Source organism: [Actinomadura] parvosata subsp. kistnae, from assembly GCF_900323885.1.
Lineage (GTDB): Bacteria > Actinomycetota > Actinomycetes > Streptosporangiales > Streptosporangiaceae > Nonomuraea > Nonomuraea composti.
In genome coordinates this window covers 27808-39384 of record NZ_OOHJ01000012.1, presented here as the reverse complement: position 1 = coordinate 39384, position 11577 = coordinate 27808, and the positions used below count along the sequence as shown (strand labels likewise).

General features: G+C 67.8%; 12 protein-coding genes and 1 pseudogene. 8 read left to right on the top strand and 5 right to left on the bottom strand.

The features are described from left to right. Nucleotides 1–123: 123 nt before the first annotated feature. Complete coding sequence (locus KIS93_RS13115) at nt 124–993, bottom strand: transposase domain-containing protein (protein WP_186404166.1); 870 nt, start codon at nt 991–993, stop codon at nt 124–126. Between the two features lie 282 nt (nt 994–1275). Here KIS93_RS13115 and KIS93_RS13110 point away from each other — a divergent pair, with 282 nt between their 5' ends. After that, complete coding sequence (locus KIS93_RS13110; RefSeq protein WP_186404165.1) at nt 1276–2061, top strand: phytanoyl-CoA dioxygenase family protein; 786 nt, start codon at nt 1276–1278, stop codon at nt 2059–2061. A gap of 62 nt (nt 2062–2123) precedes the next feature. Continuing rightward, nucleotides 2124–2990 carry an AraC family transcriptional regulator gene (locus KIS93_RS13105; RefSeq protein ID WP_186404164.1) on the top strand — a complete coding sequence of 289 codons (867 nt, stop codon included), beginning with the start codon at nt 2124–2126 and terminating at the stop codon, nt 2988–2990. Nucleotides 2991–3404: 414 nt separating this feature from the next. On the opposite strand, the gene KIS93_RS13100 is transcribed toward KIS93_RS13105, so the two are convergent. Beyond that, nucleotides 3405–4379, bottom strand: a complete 975-nt coding sequence (locus tag KIS93_RS13100) for an aldo/keto reductase (RefSeq protein ID WP_186404163.1) — start codon at nt 4377–4379, stop codon at nt 3405–3407. An 88-nt stretch (nt 4380–4467) separates the two neighbouring features. Here KIS93_RS13100 and KIS93_RS13095 point away from each other — a divergent pair, with 88 nt between their 5' ends. After that, a complete protein-coding gene (locus KIS93_RS13095; protein ID WP_186404162.1) occupies nt 4468–5097 on the top strand; it encodes a TetR/AcrR family transcriptional regulator in 630 nt (209 codons plus the stop codon). A 99-nt stretch (nt 5098–5196) separates the two neighbouring features. Here the strand turns inward: KIS93_RS13095 and KIS93_RS13090 are convergent, their stop codons facing one another. Continuing rightward, a complete protein-coding gene (locus tag KIS93_RS13090) occupies nt 5197–5334 on the bottom strand; it encodes a hypothetical protein (protein ID WP_186404161.1) in 138 nt (45 codons plus the stop codon). A gap of 577 nt (nt 5335–5911) precedes the next feature. Between KIS93_RS13090 and KIS93_RS13085 the strand changes: the two genes are divergently transcribed. The 4 genes from KIS93_RS13085 to KIS93_RS13070 all read left to right on the top strand — a co-directional run bounded on the left by KIS93_RS13085 (nt 5912) and on the right by KIS93_RS13070 (nt 8097). After that, nucleotides 5912–6430: a hypothetical protein gene (locus KIS93_RS13085; RefSeq protein WP_186404160.1), complete on the top strand. Its 519-nt coding sequence runs from the start codon at nt 5912–5914 to the stop codon at nt 6428–6430. A gap of 177 nt (nt 6431–6607) precedes the next feature. Then, nucleotides 6608–6964, top strand: coding sequence for a hypothetical protein (locus KIS93_RS63345; RefSeq protein ID WP_222107459.1), 357 nt, complete (start codon nt 6608–6610; stop codon nt 6962–6964). Between the two features lie 206 nt (nt 6965–7170). After that, nucleotides 7171–7560, top strand: coding sequence for a hypothetical protein (locus tag KIS93_RS63340; protein WP_222107458.1), 390 nt, complete (start codon nt 7171–7173; stop codon nt 7558–7560). A 240-nt stretch (nt 7561–7800) separates the two neighbouring features. Next, the gene (locus KIS93_RS13070; RefSeq protein WP_222107457.1) at nt 7801–8097 is read left to right on the top strand and encodes a hypothetical protein; all 297 of its coding nucleotides are present in this window, start codon (nt 7801–7803) and stop codon (nt 8095–8097) included. A 170-nt stretch (nt 8098–8267) separates the two neighbouring features. Here KIS93_RS13070 and KIS93_RS13065 read toward each other — a convergent pair whose 3' ends face one another. Next, complete coding sequence (locus KIS93_RS13065) at nt 8268–9194, bottom strand: NAD(P)-dependent oxidoreductase (protein ID WP_186404158.1); 927 nt, start codon at nt 9192–9194, stop codon at nt 8268–8270. Between the two features lie 58 nt (nt 9195–9252). Between KIS93_RS13065 and KIS93_RS13060 the strand changes: the two genes are divergently transcribed. Continuing rightward, nucleotides 9253–9684: a MerR family transcriptional regulator gene (locus KIS93_RS13060; RefSeq protein WP_186404157.1), complete on the top strand. Its 432-nt coding sequence runs from the start codon at nt 9253–9255 to the stop codon at nt 9682–9684. 988 nt (nt 9685–10672) lie between these two features. On the opposite strand, the pseudogene sigJ reads toward KIS93_RS13060, so the two are convergent. After that, a pseudogene (sigJ, locus tag KIS93_RS13050) lies at nt 10673–11545 on the bottom strand (RNA polymerase sigma factor SigJ); the annotation flags it as partial. Nucleotides 11546–11577: the final 32 nt, after the last annotated feature.

Sequence of the window (11577 nt, the reverse complement as noted above, 5' to 3'; positions counted from 1 at the left end):
GTCTTGTCAGGACTTGCCACACTTGCCGTGACCGATTTGTTCCCAGCCACTGGACGACGCCGGCGGGGGAGCGGCCTCAACGCGCCCGAGCGCCGATGTCAGCCGCGCGCTCCGTCAAGGGACTCACGCTCGGTGCCCGCGAGCGGGTGGCAGGAGCGCTGTGGAGAGTGGCTCGGCGGTGTAGATGCCTGGTCGGATCTTGCGGATGAGTCGGCCGGCGACCGGCCGGCCGTCGTCGAGCCGTTCGTTGGAGCGGGAGGTGGGTGATGTGACCTTGCGGGTGCTGACACGCGGGCGGCGGGATGGCAGCAGCGCGACCAGGACACGGCGTCCGATGGTCGCGACCACGCCGGTGGTGCTGCCGGGGCCGTTCGCCCAGCGGAATGACCAGGTCGCGGGCGGCGTGCAGGGCGATGGAGAAGCCGCAGCGGTCGGGGCTCGCGTTCCCATCGCTGGTGGTAGAGCCTGACCAGAGCGGCGGCCGGGCGATGGCGGGCGTCGGTCAAGAGGGGTGACCAGGCGGTGGGTGCCGGTGAAGGTGGCGCCGTCGGTGCAGGTCACTGTGATGCGGGCCTCGATGACGCGAATTCCCAGGTTACCGATCAGCGAGAGGGAGGAGCCGTCGGTGCGGATGGCCAGGATGGGAGTGCGCCGGTTGCTGCGCAGCCGGCCGAGCACCTGCGCGCCGGTGGCGTCGACCTGGGCGAGGAAGGCGTTGCCGTCGAAGCCCTTGTCCCAGAGGACGAGCATGTCGGGCCGCGGCAGGCGCCGGGCATAGCCGCTCTCGGCGAACAGGCACGTCACCGGCAGGACGTAGACCCCGGCACGCGAGGGCGGCGCGCGCAGACGACGCTGCACGCCGCGGGTTTCCTCCAGGACCGCATCGACGAGCCCGAACGGTACGAGCGCGGTCAGCTCACCCACATGCCCGGGAGCCAACACCCTTCCGGTCGCCGAGCGGGCCGAAGCATCAGTCTCGACAGCGTGGGTCACTCTCGACAGCGTGGGAAACAGCGGAGCTGGCATGCTCGGCAAGCAACGGAGATCCAGTTCTTCGACGGCTGGTCGTGGAAGATCACCGTTCTACCGGATCTCCGTCCTCATGTCCTGAGAACCACGTCCTGACGGCTTCGCGACAGCCTTGACTCCCTGGCCTTGGGCGAGCCCCCGCCGGCGGGCGGCACGATCGGAGACCGTACGCTCATCCGCATACCCGACAAAAGCGGTAGCGAGGATGTCGGGTGATCTGGGCCGGTGTCGTCGCACGATGGGGGCATGGATGACACGACCTTGAAATCTCGTTTCCTTCGCGACGGCTTCGTGAAGTTGGAGGGTGCCGTCGCGCCGCGCGTGGCCGCGGACTGTGCGCGGCTGCTGTGGCGGGAGACGGGCTGCGATCCGGAGGACCCATCGACATGGACGCAGCCCGTGCACTGGGTGGCGGGTATGGCGCAGGGGCCGTTCGCGGCCGCACCCAATTCCCCGGCCCTGCACCATGCGTACGACCTGCTCGTCGGCGAGGGACGCTGGGAGCCGCGCTACTCACTGGGCACGTTCCCGCTGCGCTTCCCCCACGAGGAGGAGCCGGACGACGCGGGCTGGCACATCGAGGGCAGCTATCTGCCGGAGGGCGAGAGCTGGTACTTCACGAATCTGCGCTCCAAGGGGCGGGCGCTGTTGATGTTGTTCCTGTTCAGTGAAGTCGGTGAGGAGGATGCCCCGACCCGGATCCGGGTCGGCTCACACCTCGACGTGCCGAAGGTGCTGGAGAAGTACGGGGAGGACGGGGCGAGCGGGCTGACCCTCGCACCCGATCTGGTGGCGGCGTCCGACCACCGGCCGCTCGCCCTCGCCACCGGGTCCCCGGGCGACGTTTTCCTGTGCCACCCGTTCCTGGTGCACGCTGCGCAACCGCACCACGGGGTGCGGCCGCGCTTCATGGCCCAGCCGCCGCTCCTGCCGGCCGCGCCGTATGAGCTGGATCGGGCCGACGGCGCGTACTCCTTGGTGGAGATCGCGATCCGCCAGGGGCTGGGACGGGACGTGGGCGGCGCTGGATAGAGGTGCTTGCCGACTATCGTCGGCAGGGCGGCCGTGAAGAGGCCGCGGAAGGAGGGGCACGCATGCTGGAGCGGCTGAACCAGGCCATGGAGCACATCGAGGGCCGTCTGGACCAGGCCGTCGACGTGGAGGAGCTGGCGCGCATCGCGGCCACCTCGGAGCAGCACCTGCGCCGGATGTTCTCCGCACTGGCGGGCATGCCGCTCGCGGAATACGTCCGGCGCCGCCGGCTCACCCTCGCGGGCGCCGAAGTACTCGCGGGGCGTGCAACGCTGCTGGACATCGCGGTGCGCTACGGCTACAGCTCCGGTGAGGCGTTCGCGCGGGCGTTTCGTGCCATGCACGGCATCGGACCAGGCGAGGCCCGGCGTACCGGCGCCGCGCTCACCTCCCAGTCCCGCATGGCCTTCCGTCTCACCATCGAAGGGAGCAGCAGCATGCGGTACCGCGTCGTGGACAAGGCGGACTTCACCGTCGTCGGGTTCAAAGCCCGGGTACCGCTGGTGCACGCGGGCCCGAACCAGGCCATCATCGACTTCGTCCGTAAGATCGAGCCGCAGGCCCTGGAACGCCTGGAGAAGCTGTCGGACCAGGAACCGTACGGCATCGTCGCGGTATGCGACGACGTGGACCCCAGCCGCGCCGAGGGTAATGAGCTCGACTACCACCATGGCGTGATCACCTCCGCGGCCGCTCCGGAAGGCGCGACCACGCTGGCCGTCCCCGCCGGCACCTGGGCGGTTTTCACCACCTCCGGGCCCGCGCCACGGGCCATCCAGGAGCTGTGGCGGGACGTGTTCACCGAGTGGTTCCCGTCAAACCCGTACCGCACCCGCACCGGCCCCGAGATCCTCCGCATCCAGCTGTCGCCGGAGAAGACCGAGGCCGACGCCGAACTGTGGCTCCCGGTGGAGCCCGAGCACCGCTGAACACAGCGACCTGCCCGCGGATAGAGGCCTGCGTCGCCCCTGGGAGAACCACTCGCAGGTCGGCCACTCACCCCGGAGGCGTCCGCTGCGGATTTCGCAACATCCACCCCTTGCTCGGCACCCCCGCCGCTGTTCCAAATCCACTCGGAACGCCCTAAAGAATCAGGCTCAGGCCCGCGACACCCCGTCCACCGAAAACAAGATCAACCAGCGTCTGCCACCCGAGAAGAACCCCAGGCCAGAGGCTAAAGGCGAAGCTGAAGGGCTGGCTGTGACGTGATCGCAGCATGACGAAATCGGAACACTGCGCACAGCTACCCTATTGGGCATCGCCGTGCCCGATAGCGCGGGCGCGGCTGCGGACGGCAGCGGCCTGCCCGCTGCGTTTAAGAAGGTCGTGCCCGGTCAGCCGGGTCAGTCCCAAGGGGGGAGCATGCCCTCGGGGTAGCGGGCGCCGAAGCCGCCGGTCGGGAGGATCTCGGCGATGCGCTTCAGGTCGCTGTCGTCGAGGGTGAGGTCGGCGGCGGCCACGTTCTCCTCCAGTCGCTGGATGCTGCGGGTGCCGGGGATGGGAACGATGTCGTCGCCCTGGGTCAGGAGCCAGGCCAGGGCGAGTTGGGCAACGGTGGCGTTCTTGGTCGCGGCCAGGTCCGCGAGCCGCTGGGTGGCCTCCAGGTTCTTCTCGTAGTTGCCGGGCTGGAAGCGGGCGTCCCAAGTGCGCATGTCGGTGGGGTCATATTCGGCGCCGGGCTTGGCCTGGCCGGTGAGGAAACCCCGGCCGAGCGGCGAGTAGGCGACGAACCCGATCCCGAGCTCGCGCAGGACGGGAAAGAGGATCTCGGCGTCCCGCTCGAACAGAGAGTATTCGGTTTGCAGAACCGAGACGGGCTGTACAGCGTGCGCGCGACGGATGGTGTTCGCCCCCGCCTCGCTCAGCCCGAAGTAGCGGACCTTGCCGGCGTCGATGAACTCCTTGACCGTCCCGGCCACGTCCTCGATGGGTACGTTGGGGTCGACGCGGTGCTGGTAGAGCACGTCGATGACGTCGACGCCGAGGTAACGCAGGCTGTTGTCGACGACCTCGCGGATGTGCTCGGGACGGCTGTCGACACCGCCCTCTCTGGTACCGGTGAAGTCGAAGCCGAACTTGGTCGCGATGACGGCCTCGTCGCGTATCGGGGCGAGCGCGGCGCCGACGATCCGCTCGTTCTCGCCCTGCCCGTACAGCTCGGCCGTGTCGAAGAACGTCACGCCAAGCTCGTGGGCCCGGCGGATCGTCGCGATCCCCTCGTACTCATCCGACGGCCCATAGGCCAGGGAGATGCCCATCGCGCCGTATCCCAGCGCCGACGCCGCCAGCCCCTGCCGTCCGAGGGTCCGTTGCTCCATGGTGTGTCCTCATTCCCGCAGATGTAAGAGTGCTCTAACATCAAGTAAGAGTACTCTAACATTGGAAAGGGAGGGAGAATCGGTCGCCGTGAGCAGACCCACGCCGCCGAAACGCGGCTACCACCACGGCGACCTGCGTTCCGAGCTGATCCGCGAGGGTCTCGCGCTCCTGGCCGAATCAGGCGTCACCGGTTTCTCCGTGGCGAAGGTCGCCGCCCGCGTCGGCGTGTCATCGGCCGCGCCGTACCGTCACTTCCCCGATCGGGAGGCACTGCTCGCCGCCTGCGCGTCCGCCATCATCGGCGACATCACCGACGTTCTCGTCGAGGCGGCCGAGCAAGCGGGGCCCGATCCCGTGGACCGGCTCGCTGCCACCGCGGGCGCCTACACCCGTTTCGTCCTCGAGCACCGCGCCGGCCTCGACCTCGTCTACTCCTATGATTTCGCCGAGCCCCACCGTCCGACCGTCCAGGAGCAGAGTCGCCGCCTCACGGCCGCCCTCATGCGCCTGGCCGCGGACGTGCTGCCCGCCGACACTTCCTGGGCCGACAGCGCCGATTTCGTCTACGTGCACCTGTCCACCACGCACGGCTACGCCACGCTGCTCTTCAAGGGCACCCGCCCGCCACAAGGCATCGACGATCACGCGGTTCGCGCTGTCACCGCGGCCCGTGACCACATCACCGGGCATCTCCTGCGCCTGCGTACCGCCCGCTGACGAAACCGGCGACGACTCACTAGGCCAGCGGGCGTGCAACCTGGCGATCGGCGCAATAGGTACATCCTGGAGCCACCTATCCCAAGATCGCCAATTAGCTTAGGTGTCGGGGCGGAAAGCCGCCTCGGCCGCCTTGTTGATGTCCGGGGATACGGCGGTTATGGCGTCGTGCTTCGGGATCTTGTGCGTGGTGGACACGGCGAATTGCAGGCGGCCGTCGGGCGAGCTGAAGGTCACGGTGAAAGCCTCGGGGACGCTGCCGGCGACCGGCCGCAGTTCCGGCTTGCCGCCGCACAGGGCGGGCGGCTGCTGCTGTTGCGAGGCTGCCGCCGGCCGTTGGGAAATGACGCTCCGCGGGTTCGCCGGTAGCAGCTTGCCCTGGTTGAACGCGGTGGAAAGCGCTGATGTCGCGCGTGGTCGAAATCGCCGTGCAGCGCCCCAGCTGGTGGCGTTGAGCCGGTCGACATCGCGCGGTTCCCACTCACAGCGAGCCGTCGCAGCCCCTCGCGCCCGATTATCGACCCCCGTTCCCTCTCCTTCCCTCCGTCGGTGCAGTGTGCTTGAGCGATGGAGCGGACGCTGGCCTGACTGATCGCCTGCCGCCTGGCCCGCGATGACGAACGCTACCCCGCAGTCTCCGAAGCCATCATCCGCTGGGCGGCCATCGCCGGCATGGCCCCCACCTCACCCGAGGCGGTCCCGCCCAACGGCAGCCCCGCTGCATCTGCGATTGACACAGATGATCAGAATCTCAAGCGCACACTGGGATTCGATCCGTTTGAACTCGCCGCTTGTGCCGGTCGTCTAATCGATCATGGACCTACAACACCTGAAACGCTCGCCCGCTCTGCTGTGCGCCCTGGCGACCCCGTTGTTGTATGCCGCAGTGAACCTGATCTCGATCCAGTTGGCTGCTCACCCGTCGGGGCTACACCCTAACTACGAAGTGCCATGGAATTATGTGCTGCTGGAAGAACTTGATGAGGAAATCGCGTCGGCGCGGTGGTGGACGCTCAAAATCACCCTCATACTCGCCGGCGAGGCGGCCCTTCTCGCCGCGCTGCACGGCCAGTTAAAGCGTGGATCCTCTGTCAGTGGCCTCATCGGATGCGCGATCGGAAGCATTATGTACTTGCTGACTCTCACCCTGGCCATCTGGATCAATCCCACGACCTCGTTCTATGAACTCAATGACGATAGCGCTCTCGAAAGCATGGTCCCTGATTGGTACTTTCCCGCGCTGGTCACCATCGCCATCATGACGTTCACCGCGCTCACCGTCTGGCAGTCAGCCGCGGTTTGGCGCCTCCGCCGCAGCGGCCCCATGCAATGAGGTGATCTCAGAGGAATAGTTGAGGTGATCGGGGATTCTTGGGCGCCCGTGGTGACGTTCTGGGCCTTCCGGGAGAAGTCGTCGAAGGCCGGAGACGGACATGGAGCCTCCGGTAGATGAGTTCTCCCCACAAGAACGCTCAAGGCCGGAAGGCTCCGCATGATTGCTCATCGTGCCATGCTCGACGTCTCCCGTGCGCTGTTTCGCCACGTTGCCGGGCTGCTGAGGGACGAACGGCGCCGGCTCGGCACCCCGGAGGGCAGCCGCGCTCTGACTCCGTTCTGGCAGGCGGTGCTGGTCCTGCGCTGGTTCCCGGGCGAGAGCGACATCCCCAAACTCGGCCGCGATCACCGCGGAGACGGGCGCGCCTATGCCCGCCCTGACGAGCACGGCCCGGCGCTGCTCCACCTCCGGGGCGCAAACGACAGCGTCCAGCAGTTCCGCGTCCTCCAGCGGCTCGAAGTACTCGGAAACGATCCGGGTCAACGTGCCGACCTCATCGCGGTCGGCGCCAGTGATCATCACGAACCGTGAACCGTAGGGGTACTCCTGCCCGTAGTGCAGGAAACTCCTCCCGGCGACCGCCCAGGTGATCTCCCTGGACAACCCGACCTCAGGGCTCGCGCTCACCTCCCGCTCCATGTCGGCCTTCATCACCGCCGCGCATTCGATCACCTCACGCTCACCCTCACCATCGCGTAACACCAGCCGACGACCGCGGAACCGCCCCCAGCTCATGAATGACCATCCTTCCCGGGAACCCTCAACGCGCTGCCCACACCATCACAGGCACGTCACCACAAACCGGCACCCCGAAAACCGGCAGAACCGGCCCCAACAGGCATCCAGCTCACCGACGGCCGACCCTACAAGACCTCTCAAGCCGGCCTCCCCATGACGGTGAGCCGGGCTCCGTCCACGAAGACCAGGCCGAGGGCACGGCGACGCAGCACTCCTCCTATACCCAACAGAATTCATGTTCTGTCCGATATACTGTTCGTGATGAGCAGCTGACCGACGAAGAGACCGCCCGGCTGGGCCCGGAGATCGCCGAGACGGCGAAACGCTGGCACGCCGACATCGAGGCCCTGCGCGTCATCCATCTCGGCCTGCGCATCCTTGCCGACTGACTCGCCCAGTCCGGCCCCAGCTCGCCGCCGGATGAACCGTCGGCTCAGGCCCGGAACTGGCGAAAGCGCCGGAGCGGGGATTTTGGCGTGTGCGGGCCACGCCGGAAGGAGAGCTGGCCCAGCTCGGTGATGGCCGGTAGCGGCCGATGCGGGCCTCCTGCTCCTGGGAGCCCGTGCCTCGCTGGGCACAGCGTCGCTGTCGGGCACCGCGGCACCAGCGAGTATCTGCTGCTCAAGGCCTTGCAGACGGTCAACGTGCCGGTGGAGAAAGTCAAGCAGGTCTACCTGCGGCCACCGCAGACAGCGCCGGTGTTCGGCTGGAGCGAGGTGGACGCCTGGCCGACGTTCTCCACCTTCCTCATTCCCGCCGTCACCGATCTGGACGCCTGGATCGTGGCCGGTGTCGGAGGAGTAACGGCGGGGGTGCACGAAGCCCACGCCTTCGTGAGCAGGTCAGCGCCGCCTAGGGTCAGCTCGGTACGCAGGCGGGAGCGTTCGTGGGTGATCCAGTCGCCGGGTGAGGTGGAGAAGCGGTAGCCCGTCGCTGGGTCCAGACCAGCGGGGTCGGTTGGGTCAGGCCATCGCCGGGACCTCCCGGGTGTGGGGGATTGCCCTTGCGCACTTGAGAGTCGGGGTGGTGGCTCTTCTCATCTCGGGCTGACGCGCGAGAGCCGTGCGTGGCTCCTGTCGGAGCATGGGCCCATCAATCACCAGCCACCGCCGGGCATCGGCCCTCGGCCTCTCTTGAAGATCTCGAACATGGCGAAATAGTTCTCGGTGCCGTGCCCCTGAGCGATCGCGTGTTCGGCGAGTTCTTTCATCAACCGTGGCTGGTCAGAGTGGACGCCCTGCTCGACACTGGTGCGGACGATATGCTCCAGCGCGTTCAGGTTCATGTGCATGGTTCCGAGGTCGCCGGGGTATGCGCCCTCGTCCAGGTCAGGTACTTGTTCGGCGAGGCTCGCAGGGTTCAGCACCACGGGCATGAACCAGCCCAGCGCGAGTTCGGCGAACTCGGACGCGGACACATTCGCCGAGCCGACCAGGGCGGCGCCGTGCAGGAAACCGTTCAGGGTCGCGTACATCATCTCGAGCAGTGCCGTGTTGAACAGCACCGCCAGGCTCGGATCGGCGCCGAGGTGCCGGGGATCGCCCAGGAACGCCAGGGTCGCCCGGTGCCGGTCGAAGACTTCCCGTGGCCCGGCATACAGGAGGACCGATTCAGGCCGGCCGACGAGTGGTGGGGGCACCATGATCGCGCCATCGAGATAGCCGAGGTCGCGTTCGGCCGCCCAGTCCGCTGTCATGCGAGCTTCTGCCGGCGTTCCCGAGGTGAGATTCACCAGCGTACGGCCCTGAAACGCAGCGCCGGCGGAATCAAAGACCTGGTACATGGTCGCGTAGTCGTTGAGACATGTGATCGTGACAGGGCTCGCGGCCACGGCCTCGGCGACGGTGGCCGCGCGGCGCGCCCCCTTGGCGACCAGCGCGTCGGCCTTGCCAGCGGTACGGTTCCAGACCGTGAGGGATCGGCCCCTATCAAGAAACGTCTCTGCCAGCGCCGATCCCATCGGTCCCAAGCCGACGACGGTGACCGCGGTGCTGTCCTGTCCGGATGAATGCTGTTCTGTCATGCGAATAGGCTGGACTCTCACACCGGCGTGAGAGTCAACTCGAAGTGGCGGTTGTCACATGCAGATCGGAGAGCTGTCCCGGCTCACGGGCGCTAGCGTGCGCTCGTTGCGTTACTACGAGGAGCAAGGCCTGCTCCGGCCGCTGCGGCGGCCCAGCGGGTATCGGGAGTTTCGCAAAGAGGACGTCGCCACGGTGCGAGGCATTCGTCTCATGCTCGCCGCCGGGCTCAGCACCACGACGATCGGCGAGGTGCTGCCTTGCATGACCGATGACGGCGAGGGGCTGACACCGTCCTGCGCCGGAATGCTCCCCGACCTGCACCGCGAACGGGAACGGCTCAGCGCTGCCGCGGCCGACCTCTTGGCTGCACGGGACAGGCTGGACGCCCTCCTCGAAGCCACCTCCAGGCTTGATCCCGCCGACCCATCGGAGTGCGACACGGTGGCGCCACCCGTTCATTCGCCTGGTTCAGATTCGCGGCCCGCCTGACCCACCTGATCCACCGCCTCCGGGCCCATCGGCTGCCGATGCCTCGAAACCGCAACCGTGAACGACCGCCGCCCGATCGTCGTGCACCACGAAGCCAGGGCCCGCGTTCAGCAGACCCACCCTCACGGCCTTACAGTGATCACAGCGGGGCTTCCGGCGGCGCCGTTCGACCATGGTGATCCCGGCCGCCCGCAAGGCCCGCGGCATCGTCGATCCCGAGGTGTGGACCGGTTGTGAGCCGCCCGCCCTGGCAGGGGTCGCCACAGATCAGGTGCGATTCCAGCGGGCGATTCCAGCGGGCGATGCCCGCCCGCTGGAAACGCTCACCTCGTGTCACGTGCCCGGCGTGATCCGGCCGCCCACGCTCCGGCGGCACTGCCTGCGTACTGGGGTCGTCACAACAGGACGGGCTGTGTTGTCTCCCTGAAAACTGAGACGACCTCGGAGGTTACCGATGAGTCAGAGGATCGACGTCGCCAAGCTCGTCCCCGGCATCTACCGCCACTTCTTCGCGGTGGAGAAGCTGCTGCACGACAGCGACCTGCCCACCCCGACGCTGGGGCTGGTCAAGCTGCGGGCCAGTCAGATCAACGGGTGAGCGTACTACGTGGACATGCACACCCGGGACATGAAGCAGGTGGGGGAGAGCGATGAACGGCTCTGGATGGTGGCGGCGTGGCGTGAGGCCACCGTGTTCACCGCAGCCGAACGGGCCGCGCTGGCCCTGGCGGAGGAGGCGACCCGGCTGGCCGACCGCGCCGAGGTGTCCGACGCGGTGTGGCAGCAGGCGGCCGAGCACTACAGCGAGGAGCAGCTCGCCCTGCTCTTGGTCGCCATCGGCATGATCAACAACTGGAACCGGATCCTCGTGGGCGCCCGGATCACGCCGGGCACGTGACACGAGGTGAGCGTTTCCAGCGGGCGGGCATCGCCCGCTGGAATCGCCCGCTGGAATCGCACCTGATCTGTGGCGACCCCTGCCAGGGCGGGCGAGGTCGAGCCGGGCCAGCCGGTCGGGGTCGGACAGGATGTCGATGGTGGAGATCTTGCCGTCGGAGATGGTGAAGCTCATGACGGAGATGAGCCGTCCGTCCATGGTGTTGACCAGGCCGGCCAGACCGTTGACGAGCGCCGGGCGGGTGGTGGCGCTGGTGGCCATGCGCTGGAAGGTGGCGAGCTGCCCGGCCACGGCCGCGACCCCGCGCAGGACCTTCATGCCGCCGGCGAGCGTCCCGCCGTCGCCGCGCAGTACCACGCCGGGGTCGAGAATGGACACCAGCGCTTCGAAGTCGCCGCCGCGGGCGGCGGCCAGGAACGCGTCCACGACGCGGCGCTGATCGGCCGGATCTGGGTCGGGGTTCGGGGTCGCGCCGCGGACGCGCTGACGGGCGCGGCTGGCGAGCTTCTTGGCCGTCGCGGGGGTGCGGTCCACGATGGGAGCGATCTGCTCGAACGGCAGGCCGAACATGTCATGGAGCACGAACGCCAGCCGTTCGGCCGGGGTCAGGGACTCCAGCACCACCAGCAGCGCCAGGCCCACCGAATCGGCCAGCAGCACTTCCTGCTCCGGGTCGGCGGCATCCGCGAGGCTGACCACCGGATCGGGCAGGCGCTCCTCCAGCGACTCCTCGCGCCGGGACTTACGGGCACGCAGCATGTCCAGGCACACCCGGCCGACCACGGTGGTCAGCCAGCCGCCGAGATTGCCGATGTCGCCCGCGTCCGAGCGTGCCAGCCGCAGCCAGGCCTCCTGGACCGCGTCCTCGGCCTCGCTCAGCGAGCCGAGCATGCGGTAGGCGACCGCCTTCAGATGGGGACGGTGCCCCTGGAACTGGTCGGCCAGAAAGTCCTCGGGCGTCACGGTCGTCTTCCTCTCATCTCAGTCACGTCGAA

What these genes read in the sequence shown, in the direction of transcription:
- KIS93_RS63345 (WP_222107459.1), top strand. Translation starts at nt 6,608, where the DNA reads ATGCTCGACGTCTCCCGTGCGCTGTTTCGCCACGTTGCCGGGCTGCTG.
- KIS93_RS13100 (WP_186404163.1), bottom strand. Translation starts at nt 4,379, where the DNA reads ATGGAGCAACGGACCCTCGGACGGCAGGGGCTGGCGGCGTCGGCGCTG.
- KIS93_RS13060 (WP_186404157.1), top strand. Translation starts at nt 9,253, where the DNA reads ATGCAGATCGGAGAGCTGTCCCGGCTCACGGGCGCTAGCGTGCGCTCG.
- KIS93_RS13105 (WP_186404164.1), top strand. Translation starts at nt 2,124, where the DNA reads ATGCTGGAGCGGCTGAACCAGGCCATGGAGCACATCGAGGGCCGTCTG.
- KIS93_RS63340 (WP_222107458.1), top strand. Translation starts at nt 7,171, where the DNA reads ATGACCATCCTTCCCGGGAACCCTCAACGCGCTGCCCACACCATCACA.
- KIS93_RS13085 (WP_186404160.1), top strand. Translation starts at nt 5,912, where the DNA reads ATGGACCTACAACACCTGAAACGCTCGCCCGCTCTGCTGTGCGCCCTG.
- KIS93_RS13065 (WP_186404158.1), bottom strand. Translation starts at nt 9,194, where the DNA reads ATGACAGAACAGCATTCATCCGGACAGGACAGCACCGCGGTCACCGTC.
- KIS93_RS13110 (WP_186404165.1), top strand. Translation starts at nt 1,276, where the DNA reads ATGGATGACACGACCTTGAAATCTCGTTTCCTTCGCGACGGCTTCGTG.